The sequence below is a fragment of the Actinosynnema sp. NPDC053489 genome (assembly GCF_044544865.1).
Classification (GTDB): domain Bacteria; phylum Actinomycetota; class Actinomycetes; order Mycobacteriales; family Pseudonocardiaceae; genus Actinosynnema.
Genome location: NZ_JBITXT010000004.1, coordinates 455278 through 474519 on the forward strand (window position 1 = coordinate 455278; position 19242 = coordinate 474519).

A 19242-nucleotide genomic window follows, 5' to 3' on the forward strand; every position below is an offset into this window, starting at 1 on the left:
CGTGGCGCTCACCGTGCACCGGCGGATCGCCGAGATCGCCGCGGGCGCCCCCGACCGGACGGCGCTGGTCGGGTTCGACGCGGACCTGGTCGAGCAGCCCCTGTCCTGGCGGGCGTTCGCCGGTGCCGTCGAGGACGGGGTGGCGGCGCTGCGCTCGGCGCTCGACCCGGACGTGCCGTCGTGCGTGGTCGTGGAGGCGGCGAACACGCCCGCCGCGGCGATCGGGATCGCGGCGGCGCTCGCGGCCGAGGTGCCGGTGTTCCCGCTGAACCCGGCCACCCCGCCGGCCGAGCGGGACGTCCTGCTCGGCCTGCTCTCCCGGCGGTTCGGGCACGTGCACGCGCCGGGGTCGGGACCGCGGCCCCCGACCGGGCCGGTGGTCCCGACCGGGCCGGTGGCGTACCTGCTGGCGACCGGCGCGAGCACCGGCGTGCCGAAGATCTCCGCGAAACCGGGGCCGCTGCGCCACGACCCGGACCGGACGCCGTCGCTGGCCATCCGGCAGACCGGCTGGCGCACCGGCCAGCGGCAGCTCGTCGTCGGACCGCTGCACCACGCCGCGTCCTTCACCGCGTTCGTGGACGCGCTGCTGGACATGAACACCGTGGTGCTGCAACCGTTCTTCGAGCCGCGGTGGACGGTGGACCTCGTGCGGCGTCACCGGATCGAGTGGGTGCAGCTGACGCCGACCCACATGCGGGAGATCCTGGTGCTGGCCCGGCCGGACCGGGAGGACTTCCGGAGCGTGCGGGCGGTGCTGCACACCGCGGCCCGGTGCGACCCCGACACCAAGCGCGGGTGGCTCGACCTGGTGGGGCCCGAGCGGGTGTTCGAGCTGTACGGCGCGACCGAGGGCATCGGCGTGACGCTGGCGCGCGGCGACGAGTGGCTGGCCCGGCCGGGCACCGTCGGCCGGGGCGTCCTCACCCAGCTGCGGGTGCTGGACGAGCGCGGCAGGCCGGTGCCGACGGGCGAGGTCGGCACGGTCTTCCTGCGCACCCCGCGGCGGGTCGGGCGGTCGGACTACGTCACCGGGCAGGTGGTGCGCACCACGCCGGACGGGTTCGCCACCGTGGGCGACCGCGGCCGGCTCGACGCCGACGGCTACCTCTACCTCGAACCCCGCGACCAGGACTCGATCAACGTCGGCGGGGAGAAGGTCGACCCGCAGGAGGTCGAGGCGGTGCTGCTGACCCACCCCGCGGTCCTCGACGCGGTCGCGCTCGCCGTCCCGCACGACGCGCTCGGCTCCGTCGTCGGCGCGCACGTGGTGCTGCGGCCGGGTACCACCGCGCGCAAGGCCGACCTGGCCGCGCACTGCGGGCGGCGGCTGGCCGGTTACAAGATCCCGAAGCACTTCGCGTTCGTCGACCGGGTGCCCCGGTCGGCGGCCGGGAAGGTCCAACGCTGGCGACTCGCTCCCGAGGGCGGTGCACCCACCCGATGAACCCGACCGTGGACGACGTGACCGACACCGGCTACCGGCACCCGCGCGACCCGGTGGAGCTGTGGCTCGCCCGGCAGTGGCAGGAGGTGATCGGGTTCCCGGTCGGCGTCCGGGAGAACTTCTTCGAGCTGGGCGGCAACTCCCTGGACGCGGCACGGGTCGTCAACGCCGTCTTCGAGGAGTTCGGCGTCCAGCTCCCGCTCAATGTGATGACCGACCACCCGACCGTGGAGAGCCTCGCCGGCCGGCTGCGCGACCTCAACGAGCGGCTGGCCGGCCCGCTGGTCACCCTCCAGCGCGGTGACGGCACGCGACCCGCGCTGTTCCTGGTGCACCCGGCCACCGGGCAGGTCGGCGCGTACGGCGGGCTGGTCGAGGAGCTGGGCGAGGACGTGCCGCTGTTCGGCTTGCAGGCGCCCGGCCTGCACTCCGCCGCGGCACCCCTCCGCACGGTGCCGGACCTCGCCCGCGCCTACGTCGAGGCGGTGCTGGCGGTGCGGCCCGAGGGCCCGTACCTCCTCGGCGGCTGCTCGACGGGTGCGGCGGTGGCCCACGAGATGGCGGTCCGCCTCGGTGACGTGCGGCTGCTGGCGGTGCTGGACGTCGGGCTGGTGCCCGGTGCCGCCGAACCGGGGTTCGACGGCGCGGGGTTCGACGGGGGCGAGGTGTTGGCGCGGTGGCGGGAGCGGGGGCTCGTGCCGCCGGACGGGGCACCGGACTTCGTCGCGCGGGCGTGGCGCGTGTGGCGGGCCAACGAGGACGCCCTGCGCGACTGGCGGCCCGGGCCCTACACCGGGACGCTCGACGTGGTCGGCGACCCGTCGTTCGCGGCGGGGTGGCCGGCCGGGCGGGTGCGCGAGCACGCCGACGTGGCCGCGCTGCGCGGGCTGATCGGCTGACCGGCGATGGCGACCTCCTCCGACACCGGGCAGCACCGGCGGCGCCGGGTCCGGCTCACCCCGGTCGACCCGGTCCCGGTGGCCTTCTCCGGTCGGCGGGCGGGCGAGGGTCCGCTCACCCTCGGCCAGCTCAACACCGCGCAGTGGCTCAAGCTCACGCCCGACCACGCCAACGCGGTGCTGTGCGTCGAGCTGCCGGTGCCCGGGGGCGTGAAGGTCGAGGACGTCGCCGAAGTGGTCTCCGTGCTGGTGGCGCGGCACGAGGCCCTGCGCACCTCGTACGTGTTCGAGGAGCCGCCGCGCCAGGTCGTGGCGGCGAGCGGCGTGGTGATGGTGGAGGTGTGCTCCCTCGGGGAGGGTGCGTGGGGACCGCGGGACCGGCCTTGGGTGGCCGGGAAGCTCGTCGGGTGGCTGCGCGGACGGCGCGGCACGGAGGCGACCGCGCTGCGGGTCGCGGTGGCCGTGGCCGAGGGGGTGGTCGTCGCCTGCGCCGCCGGGTTCTCGCACCTGGCCGTCGACCTGGGCGCGATCGAGGTCGTGAAGCGCGAGTTCGCCGAGGCGCTGGCCGACCCCGCGCGGCGGCGGGTGGGGCCGCCCCGGCACCAGCCGTTGGACCAGGCGGAGCTGGAGGCGACGCCCGTGCAGCGGCGGCGGGCCGAGTCGGCGCTGCGCCACGTGCGGGAGCAGTCGCGGCGGGTGCCGCGCCGGCTGTACTCGTTGCCGGGCACGCGGGCGTCCGGCGAGTCGCTGGCGGTGGAGCTGGTGTCCCCGGCGGCGGCCATGGCGGTGCGGTCGGTCGCGGTGCGGACCAGGGCCAGCCGCTCCGGTGTCGTGCTCAGCGCCGTGTGCGCGGTGCTGGCGCGGCGCACCGGTTACCGCGAGCTGGTGTTCCCGCTGCTGTCGAGCAACCGCTTCGACCGCCGCCTGGCCGGGTACGTCGGCACGCTGGCGCAGGGCGGCCTCGTCACCGTGCCGGTGGGTGACCGGAGCTTCGACGAGCTGGTGAAGGTCACGTGGACGGCAGTGCTGGAGGCGAGCAGGCACGCCGGGTACGACGGCGCGGAACGGGCCGCGGTGAGTGAGCGGATCGAGGAGGAGCGCGGGCTGCGGTTCCTCTACGACCCGTTGTTCAACAGCCTGGTGCCGGAGTCGTGGTCGGGCGCCAACGCGGGCGTGAAGCACCGGCCGGAGCAGATCGCGGCGGCGCTGGCGCGGACCGAGCTGCGGGCGCGACCGGTGCACCGCAACGGGACGCCGGTGCGGTTCGGGCTCAACCAGGTGGACGACGCGCTGCGGCTCGACCTGTGGAGCGCGGACACCGGCCTGGTGCCGAGGGCCGAGCTGGAGTCGCTGCTGCTGGCCGTCGAACGGCTGCTGGTCGGCGCGGCGCACGGCGACCTGGACGCGGCCCGGATCCGCGAGCTGATCGGGCTGGACCCGATCGCCCGCCCGCCGGACTGGGTGCTGGTCGACAACTGCTGGGTCGACCTGGCCGAGGTGCAGGCCCTGCTGGACGAGGCGCTCGCCCCGGCGACGACCCGGGTCCACCGGTCGCTCGACGGCCGCCCGCTGGTCGCCCACCTGACCGCGACGGACGCGGTGCGGACGCCGGAACAGGCCCACGCCCGCTGCATGGCCGCCCTGCCCGCCTACGTGAACGCCCTGACCCCGCGCCACTACCTGCTCTGCGCGACCGCGCCGGACGACCCGTCGGACCCGGCCGCCTGGCCCGCCCCGCTGAGCGCCGGCACCGGCCGCCCCACCACCTGACCGACCGGCCCGCGCCGCCCCACGACGGCACGGGCCGGTTCTCCCCCCGGTCGGCTAGAGGGCCAGCCGCGGCCAGGAAGCGGTGTCGCGCAGCAGTTGCCGGTCGTGCGTGACGATCACGACGGCGGCGGCCGTGGCGGTCAGGGCGGCGGTCAGGTCGTCCACCAGGGCGGCCGAGAGGTGGTTCGTCGGCTCGTCCAGCAGCAGCAGGTGCGGGCGCGCGGCGAGGAGCAGGGCCAGGTCCAGCCTGCGCCGCCCGCCCACCGACAGCCCGTCCACCGGGCGGTGGAGGTCGTGGGCGGGTAGCAGGCCCAGGTCCGCCAGTTCCGGCACCGCCTGGCCGGACCTCGCCGACCGCTCGTCGTACAGCTCGGTCGCCGTGCGCCCGCCCACCGGTTCGGACTCCTGGCGCAGCCACCCGATCCGCGCCGACCGGGCCCGGACCACCCGGCCCGTGCCCGGCGCCAACTCCCCCGCCAGCACCGCGAGCAACGTCGACTTGCCCGCGCCGTTCGGCCCGGTGACCACCAGCCGGTCCCCGGAACCGAGCGCCACGTCGACCGGGCGGTCCAGCCTCCCGGCCGCGGACACCCCCACCGCCCGCACCAGGGTCCCGCCGTCGTGCGCCGGCAGTTCGGGCATGGCGAACGCGGCCGGCGGCGGTGGAACCGCGACGACGTGCGCGGCCAGCTCCGCCTGCCTCCGGTGCACCGCGCGGACCAGGCCGGGCGCGCGCGTGGCGCGCTCGTGCCTGCCGTGCCCCTTGCCGGGCCGCCAGTTGTCGCGCAGCCGGTTCCGGGCCGCGTCCAGGTCGTCGGCCAGGCGCCGGCGCTCGGCCACCTGCTCGGCGTGCGCCGCCTCCCACCGGGCCCGTTCGGCCCGCCGGCCCTCGACGTAGCCCGCGTGGCCACCGCCGTACACCCGCGGCCTGCCGTCGCTGGACGGGTCGAGGTCGACCACCGCGGTGGCCACGTCCGCCGGCAGCGCCCGGTCGTGGCTGACCAGCACGACCACGCCCGGGTGGGCGCGCAGCCGTTCGGTGAGGTGGTCGAGCCCGCTCGCGTCGAGGTGGTTGGTCGGCTCGTCCAGCAGCAGCACGGAGTGCCCCGCGCCGAGCAGGCACGCCAACCGGACCCGGTGGCGCTGCCCGACCGACAGGGTGCCCAGCGGGCGGGTCCGGTCGTCCACGGCGTTCAGCGCGGCCAGCGAGACCCCGACCCGCCGGTCGGCGTCCCACGCGTCGAGCGCCTCGGCTTCGGCGAGGGCGGCGGCGTAGGCGTCGTCCGCGCCGGGACGGCCCTCGGCGAGCGCGGCGGTGGCGTCGTCCAGGCGGGCCAGCGCCGACCGGACGCCCGCCAGCTCGAGGTCGACCAGGTCGCCCACGGTGGCCGTGAGGTCGAGCGGTATCCGCTGGTCGGCGACGGCCGTCGAGCCGGCGCGGCGCACCTCGCCGCGGTCGACGGGCAGGTGGCCCGCGAGCACCCGCAGCAGGGTGGTCTTGCCGCGACCGTTCTCGCCGACCACCGCGACCCGGTCGCCGGCGGAGGCCACGAGGTCGACGCCGGCCAGCACGGGCCGCCCGTCGAAGGAGAGGTGCACGTCGGACGCGCGGACGTGCACCGCGCGCACGCGCGCGGGCGAAAGGGGTGACGCCATGGGGAACCGCCTCCGGGAAACGTGATGAGCAGGAAGGACGAGGACCGGTAGCGCGGTTCGCGGTACCGGTGGAGGCGTCGTCCCTCAGAGGAAGAACAGGTGCTGCACCACGTCGGCCAGGATAGGCAAGCCGGGTGGTCGCGGCACCCGGTTTCCGGTCCGGTGGCTCAGGCCGGGCGGAACGCCCGCAGGGCGGCGTCGACCAGCGCGTCGGCGAAGTCGTCGTCCAGCGGTCCGGAGCGCAGGAGCCAGCGCTGCGCCAGGGGCGCGAACAGCAGGTCCACCAGGAGGTCCAGGTCGGCGTCGGCGGCGAGCTGGCCCGCGTCCCGGGCGCTGCGCAGCCGCCGCAGCTTCGCCGCCCGCGTCGGGCCCTCCATCTTCTCCCGGTAGAGGGCCGCCAGCTCGGGGTCGTTGATGATCTCGGTGTTCAGGGCCCGGATCGGGGCCTCGAACGCGGGGTCGGAGAACTCGGCGGCGGTCGCCCGCAGGACGGCCTTGAGGTCGGCCTCGACGTCACCGGTGTCCGGCAGCTCCCTGCCGCCGTCGGGCGCTTCGCCCAGCGCCAGCAGGGAGTCGAAGACCACCGCGCCCTTGGACGGCCACCAGCGGTAGATCGTCTGCTTGCCGACGCCGGCCCGCGCGGCGATGGCCTCGATCGTCAGCTTGGCGTACCCGACCTCCCCGATCAGCTCGCGCGTCGCGGTCAGGATCGCGACCCGGGACCGCTCGCTGCGCCGGGTGCCGTTCCGCGTGGTGCCGGGTGCCATGGGCGCACTCTACCGGGAACGAGACGGTTCGTCTTGACTCGGCGGTTCCCCACCACTTACGGTTCTCTTATCGAGACGAGACGTCTCGTTTCACTACGGAAGGGCGGACATGACCCGCGAACAACGGACCTGGTTCATCACCGGCGCTTCACGCGGCCTGGGCCGCGCGTTCACCGAGGCCGCGCTCGCGGCGGGTGACCGGGTCGTCGGCGTCGCCCGTGACGTCACCCCGTTGCACGACCTGGTAGGGACGGCGGCCGGCAGGCTCGTCGCCTTCCCGCTGGACGTCGCCGACCGCGCGGCCGTGGTCGCCGGCGCGCGCCGGGCGTTCGAGGCGTTCGGCCGGCTGGACGTCGTGGTCAACAACGCGGGCGGCGTGGTGCTGGGCATGGTCGAGGAGCTCACCGAGGAGCAGGCCCGCGCCCACCTCGACACGAACTTCTTCGGCGCGCTGTGGGTGGCCCAGGCGGTGGTGCCGCTCCTGCGCGAGCAGGGCTCCGGCCACCTCCTCCAGGTGTCGTCGATGGGTTCGGCCGGCGGTTTCGCGGCGACCGGCCTGTACAGCGCGGGCAAGGCGGCGCTGGACGCCCTGAGCGAGGCGCTGGCGGCGGAGGTCGAGCGCTTCGGGGTCCACGTGACGATCGTGCAGCCGGGCGGCTACGTGACCGACCTGTTCACCCGCGGCCTGACCACCACCGACGAGAACCCGGCCTACGCCCCGCTGCGCACCCGGCTCGCCGAGCTGTGGAGCGGTTCGGTCGACAGCGACCCGCGCCTGGCCGCGTCGGTCCTGCTGCGGGTCGTGGACCTGCCCGAGCCGCCGAAGCGGCTGGTCCTGGGCAGCGCCGCCTACGACGTGGTGGTGGACCTGACCCGGGCCCGCGGCGCCGAGCTGGCCCGGTGGGAGCACCTCAGCCGGGACGCGGGCTGACCCACCCCGCGCACCGGGCGGTGGCACACCCGCGGTCAACCGCCCGGCGCAGCGGCTCGATCGACTCCCGGCCACCGCGCCAGGCGTTGTCCGACCGGCGAGACCGAGTCGGCGCCGCGACCGGGCCACAAAGAATTCCTTGACACGAATATTCTAAGTGATGAATACTTCGTCGCATGGACCGGATCGCATCAGCGCTGGGGGACGCCACCCGGTGGCGGCTCGTGGAGTTGCTCGCCGAGCGACCCCGCTCCGTGGGCGAACTGGCCGAGCTGACCGGCTCGCGCCAGCCGCAGACCACCAAGCACCTGCAGACGCTCGCCCGCGCCGGCCTCGTCTCCGTCACCCCGCTGGGGCAGCGGCGGGTCTACGCGATCGAGACCGCCCCGCTGGAGGCGCTGGTGCGCCGCCTGCGGGAACTGGTCGCGACCGGCGAGGCGCACGAGGGCGAGCGGGACGTCATCGCGCGCTACCGCGCCGCCGTCGAGGCGGACATGGCGGCGGCGGACGGCGACGGGTGGGCCGACGGGCGGGTGTTCTCGTTCGAACGGCCGCTGGCCGCGCCGCGCGACGTCGTGTGGCGGCACTGGGTCGAGCCCGACCTGCTGGCGTCCTGGTGGGCGCCGCCGTCGCTGAAGGTCGCCGAGTGCGTCGTGGAGCCCCGCCCGGGTGGGCGGGCCGTCCTGGAGTACCGCGACGCGGACGGGCGGTACCGCTCGGAGGGCGTCGTGCGCGTCGCGCGGGCGCCGGAACGGCTCGCGTTCGACCTCTCGGTGCTGGACGCGGCCGGGGCGGTCTCGTTCACGGGCCACTACGACGTGACGCTCGCCGAGGCCGCCGGCGGCACCCTGCTGCGGGTCGACCTGCGCATCACCGACACCGCGGTCGAGGCCGTGCCCCACGTCGCCGGCATCGGCACGGGCTGGGGGCAGGTGCTCGACCACCTCGCCGACGCGGTCGCCGCGTCGGCGCACGAGACCGACCAGGACCACACCGGAGAAGGACCACGACCATGAGCAACCCCACCGGCCGCAGGGTCGCCGCCAACCTGAGCCTCACCCTCGACGGCCGCTACCACGGCGCGGGCGGGCCGGGCGACCTCGGCGCGATCGTGCCCTACGCGGTGACCGACGTCGCCCGGGACCACATGACCCGCACGTGGCGGAACGCCACCACGGCGGTGCTCGGCCGCCGCAACGCGGAGGGCTTCCTGGGGTTCTGGCCGTCCGTCGCCGCGGACGAGAGCGCCGACCCGCGCGACCGCGGCTACGCGCGGTGGCTGGTCGACGTGGAGAAGGTGGTGCTGTCGACGACCCTGACCGAGTCGCCGTGGGAGCGCACCCGGGTGGTCGACGCGCCGGCCGCGGACGTCGTCGCCGGGCTGAAGGCGACGGGCGGCGGGGACATCCTCGTCAACAGCAGCCCCAGCGTGATCAAGCCGCTGCTCGCGGCGGACCTGGTCGACCGGCTGCACCTGCTGGTCTGCCCCGAGATCGCCGGTGGCGGCGAGCGGCTGTTCGACGACGGGCTGCCGGCCTCGAAGTGGGTGCTCGCCCACCACGAGACCGGCGCCCTGGGCGAGGTCGCGGCGGTCTACGACCGCGTCCGCTGACCGCCGCCGGTCACAGCGGGATGTAGACGCCGAAGTCGCGGTTGGCGGTCCGGAAGTCCTGGAAGCCGATGCGCGAGCCCGCCGCCCTCGTCACGGTGCCCTTGGCGATCACGCCACCGGCCGACGACGGGCCGTACACGGGACCGCCGCTGTCACCGGGGCGCGCGGCCGGGCGACCGTTCACCTGCTCGCCCTCCACGAGGTCCTCCCGGTCGGCGTAGAAGAAGAGGACCTTGATGTCGCACACGGGCGCACCGGTCTCCCGGGCGCTGGTCACCCCGGACTGGCACAGGTACTCGCCGGTGTAGACGTCACCCCAGCCGCGCACGACCTCGGTGGAGTTGCTGTCGCCACCGCCGACGTACTGCTGGTTCACCACGTTGCCGGTCGGGACCAGCATGATGTCGTGGTCGCCGTGCTTGGCGCCGGCCGTCCCGATGTACTCGCCGGTGGGGTCGGTGACGCGCACGCCGGGGTTGCCGCAGTGGCCCGCGGTCAGCAGGAACCGGGCGTTGTCGCCGTTGCGGACGGAGAACCCGGACGTGCAGGCGGCGTTGCCGAGCACGATCGTCGCGCCGCCCTTCCACGGCGGTGCGTCGTTCTGCCGGGACACCGGCGCCAGCGGCTCCTCGACCACGGTGCGCACCGGCACGTCGACGTGCACGGCGGCGGTGGCGAACGCCGAGGTCGCGCCGAGCACCAGGCCGCTGCCGTCGGCGGGCACCTTGATCGCGTGCACGCCGGGCCCGCGTTGCGCCTGCACGACCTTCGCGGCCTCGCGCAGTTCGGCGTTGGAGTGGCGGGCGGGTTCGAACGTCACCGGGGCCTCGCCCCGCGACGCCGCCGCGCGCACGGCGACGGGCACCTCGCCCTTCCACCACAGGGCGACGTGGTCGTCCTCCAGGACGAGGCCGGCGAACCCGGCGTGCCCGCCGCGCCGCACCTCGGCCTGGATGGTGTCGGCGGTGCGCACGAGCGGTTGCTGGGCGAGCATCCGGCCCCAGTCGGTGACCGGTCCGGTGGCCGGGTTGGTGGTGGCCGGGTTGGTGGTGGCCGGGTTGGTGGCGGCCGGATTGGTGGCGGCCGGATTGGTGGCGGCCGGATTGGTGGCGGCCGGATTGGTGGCGGCCGGATTGGTGGCGGCCGGATTGGTGGCGGCCGGGGCGGTGGCGGCCGGATTGGTGGCGGCCGGGGCGGTGGCGGGCACCCCGGAGGTGAAGGCCGCCGACGCCAGGGCCGCGGCGGCCATCGCGGTGATCGTGCGTGCTGTCCTCACGAGCGGAACTCCTCTGCGTGGCAGGGCGGACAGCGGCGGCGTCACCTCACGTTATGGTCTGAACCACTACCTGTCACTGACACGACAGGACAGAACCGCACGCGAACGAACGGAACCGGGCATCACCCTCGGGGGCGACACCCGGCTCGGGCACGGTGTTCCGCTACGAGTGGCAGTCCCACCTCGTCATCTTGTCGTTCTTGGCGTCGCCCACGTAGCTGGAGACGCTCTTCTCCGGCTCGTCCCACAGCCTGGTGCTGCCGGAGTAGGCGATGATGGTCTTGTCGGTGTCGGTGTTGACCCAGCTCGACGTCTTGTTGGAGAAGCCCCAGTCGCCGGCGCTGTCGGCGCACGTGTCGGCGAACTGCCACCGGTGACCGCCGAAGTCCCGGTTCTCGTAGAAGCAGTAGTTGTCCTTCTTCGTCACCCCGGACGGGCAGCCGTGCACGTCCCGCACCCCGGCCGGGTCGACCAGCCCGGTGAGGCCCGCCGCGCGCACCGCCCGGTGCCGGGGGTTGGCGCCGAGCCCCTTCGGCGCCACGGCCTCGCCGGGCGACGCCAGGACCAGGACGACCCGACCGCCGGCCCACGCCACCGCGTTGTCGCTGACCTGGACGCCGCCGGGGTGCCCGGCGAGCGCCCGGGCCACGTCGGGCGCGAGCGGCCCCGTCGCCGCCGCGTCGGCCGCCGGGTGGACGGCCAACGACGCCAGCACCACCGCCGAGACGACCGCTCCGGACCGGACGAGCGCCCGCCGGACGTTGGACGTGATCTCCATGTTCCCCTCCTCGTGACGGTCGGGCGCGGTTGGCACCCACCCCGAGGGTCGTGGAACCCGCCGGAGATCAGTACCGCACGGCCGGCACTCCACTCGATCGGGACGCCCTCACCGGGGCCCGGTCACGGGGCGGAGTGGCCGCAGCGGCGGTCGTGCCCCGTGTGCAGGGCGGAGCGCTCCGGCTCGTGGGTGCGAGCCGGGGAAGACGGGGTGGTGCGGTCAGCCCGGAGGCCCGGGCCGTGCTCGCGGGGTAGGGTCGGTGGTCCGCACGACGAACGGGGTTGACGATGAACGGGGACCGCGAGCCGGTGATCGACGCCGAGGTCGTCGAGCACGAGACCGCTCCGCCCGTGGTGCCGGCCGCCGACTACACCGAGGACGGCGTGCCGACGTTCGAGCACGTCCGGGATCGGATCGAGGGCCGGTTCGCCACCAGCGTCGGCGCCGGCGAGCTGGCCGACGCCACCTCCGAGGCCAGGGAGGTCGAGGAGCGGTTCGAGGCGCGCCGGCAGGCCGGGCTCGACAAGCTCGAGGAGATCCGCCGCTCGATGCGCGGCGACGCCTGAGCCGTCAGCAGGTCACGTCGCGCGCGGGCGCCGTGCCGAGCAGGTGGGCGTCGGCGGCGGCCCGGGTGCAGTCGTTGGCGTGGTAGACGCCGTGACCCGGCCCGTCGTAGGTCACCAGGTGCGACCCGGCCGCCTGCCGCTGCACGCTCCGGGCCCACCGGTGGGGCGTGGCCACGTCGTAGCGGCTGCTCAGCAGGAGCAGCGACGGCACCTGGTCGACGCGGAGGCGGTGCGGCGGGTTGGCGGGCGGGTCGGTGAAGCCGATGCACGTGGCGGCCTCCTCGTGCCCCAGGTACGTGCCGCGCAACGTGGGGGCGGCGCGCAGCTCGGCCCGCCGCAACGCCCGGTACTCGCCGAAGCCCGCGAACCGCAGCGCGAAGTCCTGGCACACCACGGCGTAGCGCAGCGAGTCGTAGTTCGGCTCGAACTCCGCGGCCCTCGGGCCGCCGACGTCCGCGATGAGCGACGCCAGGCCCTCCCACGCGCCGTCGCGGACCTCGCCGTACGCCCAGTGGATCAGCGAGCGCTGCCCCAGGCCGATCTCGTCCGCCCGCGCCAGGGCCCCTTCCCACGCCGCGCGGACGTCCCGGCCGTGCAGGGCGCAGGCCGCGTTCTCCGCGCACCACGCGACGAAGACGTCGAACGCCTCCTCCAGCGCGTGCGCCCGGTCGAGCACGAACCGGCGCAGGTCGGCGCTGTGGTCGATCACGCCGTCCAGCACCATCGAGTGGACGCGGGAGCCGTGCAGCTCGGCGTACTGCTGCCCGAGCAGCGTGCCGTAGGAGATGCCGTAGAAGCTGATCCGCCGCTCCCCCAGCGCCTGGCGCACCGCGTCGAGGTCCCGGGCCGACCGGGCCGTGTCCACGTGGTCGAACACCGGGTTGCGGGCCCGGCAGTCGTCGCGCACCGCGCGGTTGTGCCGGGCCAGCGCGGCGAACGCGGCCGCGTCCGCCGGGTCGTCGCCGGGGTTGGCCGCCAACAGGTCCGGCGAGCACCGGATCGCCGAGCTGTTGTTGGTGCCGAGCTGGTCGAAGCCGACCACGTCGTACCGGGCCCGCACCTCGGCGCTCAGGTAGGGCGCGCGGGCGAACTCCGCGCCCGAGCCGCCCGGTCCGCCCGCGTCCACGAAGAGCACGCCGATCCGGTGGGCGGAATCGGTCGCGCGGACCCGTGACACCGCCAGGTCGGTCCTCGGGCCCCCGGGCTCGGACCAGTCCAGCGGCACGGACACCGTGCCGCACTCGGCGGTCGGCGCGTCCGGGCACGGCTGCCAGGCGATCGGCGCGGCCTCGACCCGCGGCGCGACCACGAGCAGGCCCGCGGTCAGCGCGGTGACGAGCAACGTCCGCATGGAGTCCCCCAACCGTGAGCGGAGGCGTGCAGTCTCCCGGCGGGTCGGTCGCCGGCGCAAGACCTCCGGCGGGCAGGCACCGACGTCACGCGGGTCGTGCCGTCACCGGGCACCGCCCAACACCTCCTCCCCCGCGTGGCGCACGTCGGCGTCGTCCGCCGCGTGCACCAGCGGGTCCCGCCGCGGTTCCGCCACCACCGACCCGGGCCACGTCGTGGACGGCCGTTCCCCGCCGCGGGAGGGGCAGGATTCCCGTCGCGTCAAGGGATGCCCGGCTGGTGGACGTTACCGCCCACCAGCCGGGCACAGGGGTCAGCCCAGCAGGTGCTGGAACCGCGTGAGGCCGAACTGGGCCACGCGCCGGCCGAGGACGACGCCCGCCTCGTCCGCCGTGCGGCTGTGGATGCCGGACCAGACGCGGGCGTCCACGTTGTCCTTCGTGAGGTCGGCCCACCGCTGGTAGGTCCGGGTGACACCCGGCGCGGTCGGGCTGGTGGTGGTGAACGGCCGGCGGGCGGCGGGCCCGGCGAACGCGGTCAGCACGACCTCCGCGGCGCCGGCATAGGTGTTGTGGCCGCTCGGGTAGTCCGGGTGGGCCGGGGTGGCGTGCAGCGGGGTCCACTGTGGATCGATGGTGGCCCGGATCGCGGTGACCGGACGCCACCGCAGGTAGGTGTACTTGGTGTCCGAGGTCGCGATCTGGGTGTCGACGAGGATCACGTGGAACGCGGCGACCAGCGTGGCCCGCCGGGCGGACGACTCACCGGACTGGGTGACGGCCGCGCGCAGCGGCTCGGTGAAGCCGACCAACGAGCCCTGGAACCAGAACTGGGCCGTCTCCGTCTGCGCCGGGGTGCGGACCGCGCTGTCGGCGGCGCCGTAGGCGCGGACCTCGGCCAGGTCCGCCCGGTCGCGCGGCGAGTCCACCGCGGGCGGGGGCGGCAGCCGGAACTGGTCGGCGCGGGCCAGCAGGAACGGCCGGGCCAGCCGGTTGCCCGCCTGCTGCGGCGGCGCGAACGCCGGTGGGGTCGGCTGCCACCGGCCCGGGGCGGCGGGCGGCAGCTCGAACGGCGCGTTGACCGAGGCCGGGTCGAGGCCGTCGCCCTCCCGCTCGGCCAGCAGGTCCCGCGCCTCCCGCGCCCCGTCGGCCACCCCGCGCTCGCGCTGCCCGGTCGACGGGAGGCGGTCGAGCGTCGTGCGCAACGCGGCGTCCAGCTCGGCCCGGCGACCGGGGACCAGCGCCGCCAGCGCGGTGTGCACGGCCGAGGCCAGGGCGGCGTCGGCCCGGTCGCGCTGGGCCGGTGCGACGTCGCGGACCGCGCGGGCGGCGGCGAGCCAGCCGATCGCCCAGGTGCGGCTGTTGGTCGACTGCGCGGTCACCCCGGAGGCGGCCACCGTCGCCGCCGTCACGTCGTACCACTCGGCCACCACGTCGGTCCGGCGCTGCGGTGCCGCGACGGCCGGGGCCGCTCCCGCCACCGCGAAGGCGCCCACGAGCGCCACGGCAAGAACTCTTCTCATGGAGGAGACCTTGGGAGGCAACGGAAGCACTGTCCACAACGCCCAGATGGCGGGAGGGCCACCCGCGGCTCCGCTACTGTTCGGCGCGGGACGGCGGCGGAAATGTCGGTGTCAGAAGGACTTTCGCCCGCCACGCCGCCGAGCCGGGGCGCCCGGGCGCGCCGGACGCCCCGCACGGCGTCAGGACAGGGGCGTGAGGATCGCCCTCAGGTCGCGACGACCCGCCAGCCCCAGCTTGCGGTACACGCGGGACAGGTGGAACTCGACCGTGCGCACGGTCAGGTACTGCTCCTCGGCGATCTGCCGGTTGCTGCGCCCCGTCCGCGCCAGCTCGCCGATCTTGCGCTCCTGCCTGGTCAACCCGCGGGCGCGGTCCAGCGCCGCCATCGTGGTCAACGCCTCCTCCGCCCGCACCGACCACATCGCGTACCCCGTCCGCCGGGCCGTGTCCCGCACCGCCTCCAGCGTCTTGCGCGCCTCACCGTGCAGCTCCCGGGTGCCCAGCGCCAGCGCCAGGTCGTACCGGGCGTGCAGCGAGTCGCCCACCGCGCCCGAGCCGTCCAGCAGCGCCACGACCTCGCGCAGCGACGCGGGCTCGCCACCGGCGACCAGCGCGGCGGCGTGCGAGGCCACGGCCACCGAACGCGGGCTGCGCCACCGCCGGGCCGCCGCCATCTCCTTCGACACCAGCGCCTGCGCGAGGTCCGTGCGGCCCACGGCGTGCGCGCACACGGCGGCCCTCGACCGCCACGGCGCGACCGCCGGGTTCGTCACGCCCCACGCCGTCAGGTCCCGCCCGCACTCCAGGAAGTCCTCCAGCGCCCGGTCGTACTGCCCGAGCGCGAACCGCAGCGCGCCACGGGCCATCAACAGCTCCGCCCGGTCCTGCACACCGGTCAGCACGCCGCTGAAACCGTGCTCCAGCAGCAGGTCGTGCGCGCGGTCCAGCTCGCCCAGGTCCACCAGCGCCGACACCCACCACGCCACGGCGACGCTGCGGATCTGCTGGCACACGTCCCGGCGCAACGACCCGGCCAGCACCCTGGCCGCGCCGCCCGGGTCACCGCCCAACCACATCAGCCGGGCCACCAGCAGGGCCACCACGCCCCGCGCCTCGCCGAAGCCGATCACGTCGGGGCTGCGCATCGCCCGGAGGCTGTGGTCCATCGCCGTGTCCAGCTCGTCGGCGTAGGCCAGGGCCAGGACCGCGCACCAGAACGCGCCCGGCTCGCGCCCACCGGGCAGCGCGAGCAGCCGGGTCGCGGCGGCCACCGTGCCCGCCCGGTCCGCGCCCCGGTTGGCCAGCTGCACGGCCCGCGCCGCGAGCCGCTGCTCCTCCGGCACGCCCGCCACCGCCGCGCGGGCGCACTCCTCGTCGTCCGGCGACGGGCCGCCCGGCACGTACACCAGGCCGCCCAGCTGCGGCCCGCGCACACCCGCCGGGCCCGCGGCCAGCAGGTCGATCACCTCCCGCACCACCTGGTCGGCTTCGCCCCACCGACCGCGTTCCACCAACCGGGCCCTGGTCCGGCGCACCTGCTCCAGGGACAACCCGTCGAGGCCGAGGTTGTCGGGCAGCCGGCGCTCCGCCGGGACGCGGCGACCCGTACCGGCGGACCGTTCGACGTCGTGCTCCACACACACCCCCAAGATCCGCGTGCCCGGACGCCACGGCCGCGAGCACGACGTTGTCGTTTCGCCTCAGCGCTCCCGACGGCCTGCGGCGGCAGCGCCCGCCGGAGCGTTTCCACGGGGTGCGAACGCCCGCGCGCCGCGCCTCACCGTGGATCGCGGTCCGCGACGCTGCGGGCCGACACGTGATCAGATCGGGCGGAAGGTCAGCAGCGTGACACGCCCGGCGCCCGGTTCGCAGACCGGTGCGAAACCGGCCTCAGCCCCCAGCCGGGTCCAGTCCCCCCATCCCCTTTCACGACCACCCAGAATGGCCATCATCTCTATATCCGAGAGCTTACCCAGATCGGGTACACCTGAACGGGTGAGAAGGTGGTTGACAATCCACAACCGAGCGTCACGATCGTCGCCGATCGCCTCCCGGACCTTCGCCAGCACGCGGACCGCGTCGGCGTCCTCCCAATTCTGCAACGAGCGCTTGACCAGATAAGCGTCGAACCCGCTCGGCACCTTGTCGAAGAAATCGGTCTCGATGGCCTCGGCCCGGTCGGCCACCCCGCAGCGGGCGAATTCGTCGGCCGCGCCCGCGATGGCGAGCGGGTGGTCGCAGACCGCGCCCGACACGCCGGGGTGGCGGCGCAGCAGTTCGGCCAGGAAGCTGCCCCGGCCGCCGCCGACGTCGGCGATCCGGCGGTACCGGCGCGGGTCGAGGTCGTCGAACAGGTCGTAGGTCTCCGGGCCGTCGTTCTGCACCATGGCCCGGTCGAACAGGTCGGAGGCGGCCGGGTCGCCGCGCAGGTGCTCGTAGAACGGCTCGCCGAACAGGTGGTCGAACGCCGGTTCGCCGGTGCGCACCGCGTGCGCCACGTCCTCGTAGGGCCGCCACATCATCGGGTCGGTCAGGAACAGGAACACGTCCCGGAACCCGCCTGGGCCGCCGACCCGCAGCCCGTCGGCGGCCGGGGTGAGCGAGAACCGGCCCGCGCCGTCCTCGACCAGCACGCCCGCCGTGGCCGCGGCCGACAGCACCCGGCGCAGCCGGGAGGCGTCCACGCCGGCCATCGCCGCCAGCTCGCCGGCCGTGCCGGGGCCGTCGGCCAGCAGGTCCGGGATGCCCAGCTGCACCACGGCGCGGATCGTCCCGATCGACCACTTCACCGAGGCGAGGTGGAACACCAGGTCCCGCGCGCTGTCGCGGGCCGCCGCGGGCAGCACGGGCGCGTTGCCGTCGTCCTCCGCGAATTGAGCGCCGTGCATCACCGGACTCCCATCAGTTGGTTGATCGACACCCCGGCGGCCGTCACGACACGGCCGCCACGAAACCGCCGTCGACGCGCAGCACGGCCCCGGTCACGTAGTCGGCCTGGCGGCTCGCGAGGTAGGCCACGGCGGCGGCCACCTCCTCGGGCGTGCCGTACCGGCCGACGTCGTTGGCCACCCACTCGGCCGCCGCGCGCCGCTCGATCTCCGCGAGCTCCGTGCCCCAGCCGCGTTCCGGCCCGACCCGGGCGAGCCACTCGCGCATGTACTCCACCATCACCGGTCCGGGCGAGACCACGTTCGAGGTCACCCCGGTGCCCTTCAGCTCGCGCGCCAGCGACACCGCGAGGTTGTGCCGGGCGGCCAGCGCCGCCGAGTACTGCGGCTGCAACGCGATCGGCTGGGTGGCCAGGCCGCCGCCGACCTGCACCACGCGACCCCAGCCGCGCTCCCGCATGGCGGGCACGAACGCGTGGATCATCCGGACCGCGGACACCACGTTGACCTGGTAGGACGCGACCCACAGGTCCGGGTCGGCCGCCGACCAGGGCACCAGGTCCGTGCCGCCCGCGTTGTTGACGAGGATGTCGACCGGCCCGCCCGCGCTCGCCGCGCGCACCACCTCCTCGGCGCCCGCGTCGGTCGACAGGTCGCCCACCGCGACGTCGACCCGGTGGCCGTGACCGCGGACCTTGTCCGCCACCACGGCCAGCTTGTCGCGGTCGCGGCCGTGCACCACGACGTCCGCCCCCTCGGCGGCCAGCAGGTCGGCCACGGCCGCCCCGATGCCGGAACTCGACCCGGTCACCAGCGCCCGCTTGCCGCTCAACCCCAACTCCACGAACACCCCTCCTGACCGTCGTCGGCCGACGGCCCCCGGACGGGCGCTTCCCACCACGTCCGGGGGCCGTCGCGGCACTCACCCCTCGATGCGCTCCAGCAGCTCTTCGGTCAGCGCGGTCAACCTGGCCGCGTCCTTCTTCGAGAACAGGCCGTTGTGGATGCTCATCTGCGTGTACATGTTGAACGCCGTGAGCGGCTCGGCCGGCGGGTTGTCCAGCAGCCGCACGATCGGCGGCACGACGGCGGTGGCGGGCTTGGCCAGCGCCTTCTGCTGCTCGATGTACATCGCGGTCGGCGGGTCGAACTCACCCACGAAGCCGGTCGAGGTGGTGCCGGGGTGGAACAGGACGTAGCGCACCGGCCCGTCGCCGTACCGCTCGGCGAACGTCACGCCGAGCAGGTCGTCCAGCCGGCCGGTCATGAACATCGCGTTCACGCCGTCGTAGCGGCGCTTGCTCTGCAGGTCGTCCCACGCGACCGGGGTGTCGTGCCCCGGGCCCGCCACGTTGACGATCACCGGGCGCTCGGTCTTCTCCAGCGCGGGGCGCAGCCCGTAGCTGAACAGCAGCCGGCTGAGGTAGAACAGCGCGAAGTTGTCCTCCAGGCCCTCGGCCGTCTCCCGCCGGTAGGTGCGGAAGAACCGGGCGCACATCACCAGCCCGTCGATCGCCGGGTTGGCGTCGAGGAGCTGTTCCACCACGCGCCGGTTGTTCGACACCAGGCTCAGGTCGGCGCGCACGAACTCCAGGGAGCCGGGGGCGCGTTCCGCCTCGCCGACCAGCGCCGCGCCCTTCTGGGGGTTCGTGCCCAGCGCCACGACGTGGTCCCCCCGGGTAAACAGCGCCCGCGCCACGGCCGCGCCGATGCCGTCGGTGGCGCCCGTGATCACGAATGTCCTCTTCAACCCATGCTCCCTGTTCTCGTTTGTCGCGT

Annotated in this window: 18 protein-coding genes; 7 read left to right on the top strand and 11 right to left on the bottom strand. The window is 75.1% G+C overall.

Annotated features, from left to right (window positions below; genetic code table 11):
• Nucleotide 1 precedes the first annotated feature (1 nt).
• Genes ACIGNX_RS11860 through ACIGNX_RS11870 form a run of 3 tightly spaced genes read left to right on the top strand, consistent with a single transcriptional unit; the run spans nucleotide 2 to nucleotide 4116 of the window.
• Entirely contained in the window at nucleotides 2–1447 is a 1446-nt protein-coding gene (locus tag ACIGNX_RS11860) for an AMP-binding protein (RefSeq protein ID WP_396538988.1), read from the top strand.
• Nucleotides 1444–2346 (top strand): thioesterase domain-containing protein, encoded by a 903-nt coding sequence (locus tag ACIGNX_RS11865; protein WP_396538990.1) that lies wholly within the window; start codon nucleotides 1444–1446, stop codon nucleotides 2344–2346. Before ACIGNX_RS11860 ends, ACIGNX_RS11865 begins: the two co-directional genes overlap by 4 nt.
• Nucleotides 2347–2352: 6 nt before the next feature.
• Nucleotides 2353–4116: a hypothetical protein gene (locus ACIGNX_RS11870; RefSeq protein ID WP_396538992.1), complete on the top strand. Its 1764-nt coding sequence runs from the start codon at nucleotides 2353–2355 to the stop codon at nucleotides 4114–4116.
• A gap of 54 nt (nucleotides 4117–4170) precedes the next feature.
• On the opposite strand, the gene ACIGNX_RS11875 is transcribed toward ACIGNX_RS11870, so the two are convergent.
• Together ACIGNX_RS11875 and ACIGNX_RS11880 are read right to left on the bottom strand one after the other, a co-directional pair.
• Entirely contained in the window at nucleotides 4171–5772 is a 1602-nt protein-coding gene (locus ACIGNX_RS11875; protein WP_396538994.1) for an ATP-binding cassette domain-containing protein, read from the bottom strand.
• A 167-nt stretch (nucleotides 5773–5939) separates the two neighbouring features.
• Nucleotides 5940–6539, bottom strand: a complete 600-nt coding sequence (locus tag ACIGNX_RS11880) for a TetR/AcrR family transcriptional regulator (protein WP_396538996.1) — start codon at nucleotides 6537–6539, stop codon at nucleotides 5940–5942.
• A gap of 109 nt (nucleotides 6540–6648) precedes the next feature.
• Between ACIGNX_RS11880 and ACIGNX_RS11885 the strand changes: the two genes are divergently transcribed.
• The 3 genes from ACIGNX_RS11885 (at nucleotide 6649) to ACIGNX_RS11895 (ending at nucleotide 9082) form a co-directional block, all read left to right on the top strand.
• Nucleotides 6649–7470, top strand: coding sequence for an SDR family NAD(P)-dependent oxidoreductase (locus ACIGNX_RS11885; protein WP_396538998.1), 822 nt, complete (start codon nucleotides 6649–6651; stop codon nucleotides 7468–7470).
• Nucleotides 7471–7646: 176 nt separating this feature from the next.
• Nucleotides 7647–8486, top strand: coding sequence for a metalloregulator ArsR/SmtB family transcription factor (locus ACIGNX_RS11890; protein ID WP_396539000.1), 840 nt, complete (start codon nucleotides 7647–7649; stop codon nucleotides 8484–8486).
• Nucleotides 8483–9082: a dihydrofolate reductase family protein gene (locus ACIGNX_RS11895; protein ID WP_396539002.1), complete on the top strand. Its 600-nt coding sequence runs from the start codon at nucleotides 8483–8485 to the stop codon at nucleotides 9080–9082. Before ACIGNX_RS11890 ends, ACIGNX_RS11895 begins: the two co-directional genes overlap by 4 nt.
• Before the next feature lie 10 nt (nucleotides 9083–9092).
• Here ACIGNX_RS11895 and ACIGNX_RS11900 read toward each other — a convergent pair whose 3' ends face one another.
• Nucleotides 9093–10358 (bottom strand): hypothetical protein, encoded by a 1266-nt coding sequence (locus ACIGNX_RS11900; protein ID WP_396539004.1) that lies wholly within the window; start codon nucleotides 10356–10358, stop codon nucleotides 9093–9095.
• Between the two features lie 163 nt (nucleotides 10359–10521).
• Complete coding sequence (locus tag ACIGNX_RS11905; protein ID WP_396539006.1) at nucleotides 10522–11136, bottom strand: peptidase inhibitor family I36 protein; 615 nt, start codon at nucleotides 11134–11136, stop codon at nucleotides 10522–10524.
• Nucleotides 11137–11423: 287 nt separating this feature from the next.
• On the opposite strand from ACIGNX_RS11905, the gene ACIGNX_RS11910 reads away from it, so the two are divergent.
• On the top strand, nucleotides 11424–11702 hold the full coding sequence (locus ACIGNX_RS11910; protein WP_396539008.1) for a hypothetical protein: 279 nt from the start codon (nucleotides 11424–11426) through the stop codon (nucleotides 11700–11702).
• A gap of 4 nt (nucleotides 11703–11706) precedes the next feature.
• Here the strand turns inward: ACIGNX_RS11910 and ACIGNX_RS11915 are convergent, their stop codons facing one another.
• From ACIGNX_RS11915 to ACIGNX_RS11945, 7 genes are all read right to left on the bottom strand, one after another.
• Complete coding sequence (locus tag ACIGNX_RS11915; protein ID WP_396539010.1) at nucleotides 11707–13053, bottom strand: alpha/beta hydrolase; 1347 nt, start codon at nucleotides 13051–13053, stop codon at nucleotides 11707–11709.
• A 102-nt stretch (nucleotides 13054–13155) separates the two neighbouring features.
• A complete protein-coding gene (locus ACIGNX_RS11920; protein WP_396539012.1) occupies nucleotides 13156–13317 on the bottom strand; it encodes a hypothetical protein in 162 nt (53 codons plus the stop codon).
• Nucleotides 13318–13365: 48 nt separating this feature from the next.
• Nucleotides 13366–14574, bottom strand: coding sequence for a vanadium-dependent haloperoxidase (locus tag ACIGNX_RS11925; protein WP_396539014.1), 1209 nt, complete (start codon nucleotides 14572–14574; stop codon nucleotides 13366–13368).
• A gap of 180 nt (nucleotides 14575–14754) precedes the next feature.
• A complete protein-coding gene (locus ACIGNX_RS11930; RefSeq protein WP_396539016.1) occupies nucleotides 14755–16212 on the bottom strand; it encodes a LuxR C-terminal-related transcriptional regulator in 1458 nt (485 codons plus the stop codon).
• Nucleotides 16213–16395: 183 nt separating this feature from the next.
• A complete protein-coding gene (locus ACIGNX_RS11935; protein ID WP_396539018.1) occupies nucleotides 16396–17463 on the bottom strand; it encodes a methyltransferase in 1068 nt (355 codons plus the stop codon).
• 43 nt (nucleotides 17464–17506) lie between these two features.
• Nucleotides 17507–18307, bottom strand: coding sequence for an SDR family NAD(P)-dependent oxidoreductase (locus ACIGNX_RS11940; protein ID WP_396539020.1), 801 nt, complete (start codon nucleotides 18305–18307; stop codon nucleotides 17507–17509).
• Between the two features lie 78 nt (nucleotides 18308–18385).
• On the bottom strand, nucleotides 18386–19213 hold the full coding sequence (locus ACIGNX_RS11945; protein ID WP_396539021.1) for an SDR family NAD(P)-dependent oxidoreductase: 828 nt from the start codon (nucleotides 19211–19213) through the stop codon (nucleotides 18386–18388).
• Between the last annotated feature and the right edge of the window lie 29 nt (nucleotides 19214–19242).

Excerpts from the sequence above, each read along its gene's own strand:
- ACIGNX_RS11865 (WP_396538990.1), top strand. The coding sequence starts at position 1,444 with ATGAACCCGACCGTGGACGACGTGACCGACACCGGCTACCGGCACCCG.
- ACIGNX_RS11870 (WP_396538992.1), top strand. The coding sequence starts at position 2,353 with ATGGCGACCTCCTCCGACACCGGGCAGCACCGGCGGCGCCGGGTCCGG.
- ACIGNX_RS11875 (WP_396538994.1), bottom strand. The coding sequence starts at position 5,772 with ATGGCGTCACCCCTTTCGCCCGCGCGCGTGCGCGCGGTGCACGTCCGC.
- ACIGNX_RS11880 (WP_396538996.1), bottom strand. The coding sequence starts at position 6,539 with ATGGCACCCGGCACCACGCGGAACGGCACCCGGCGCAGCGAGCGGTCC.
- ACIGNX_RS11885 (WP_396538998.1), top strand. The coding sequence starts at position 6,649 with ATGACCCGCGAACAACGGACCTGGTTCATCACCGGCGCTTCACGCGGC.
- ACIGNX_RS11890 (WP_396539000.1), top strand. The coding sequence starts at position 7,647 with ATGGACCGGATCGCATCAGCGCTGGGGGACGCCACCCGGTGGCGGCTC.
- ACIGNX_RS11895 (WP_396539002.1), top strand. The coding sequence starts at position 8,483 with ATGAGCAACCCCACCGGCCGCAGGGTCGCCGCCAACCTGAGCCTCACC.
- ACIGNX_RS11905 (WP_396539006.1), bottom strand. The coding sequence starts at position 11,136 with ATGGAGATCACGTCCAACGTCCGGCGGGCGCTCGTCCGGTCCGGAGCG.
- ACIGNX_RS11910 (WP_396539008.1), top strand. The coding sequence starts at position 11,424 with ATGAACGGGGACCGCGAGCCGGTGATCGACGCCGAGGTCGTCGAGCAC.
- ACIGNX_RS11915 (WP_396539010.1), bottom strand. The coding sequence starts at position 13,053 with ATGCGGACGTTGCTCGTCACCGCGCTGACCGCGGGCCTGCTCGTGGTC.
- ACIGNX_RS11925 (WP_396539014.1), bottom strand. The coding sequence starts at position 14,574 with ATGAGAAGAGTTCTTGCCGTGGCGCTCGTGGGCGCCTTCGCGGTGGCG.
- ACIGNX_RS11935 (WP_396539018.1), bottom strand. The coding sequence starts at position 17,463 with ATGCACGGCGCTCAATTCGCGGAGGACGACGGCAACGCGCCCGTGCTG.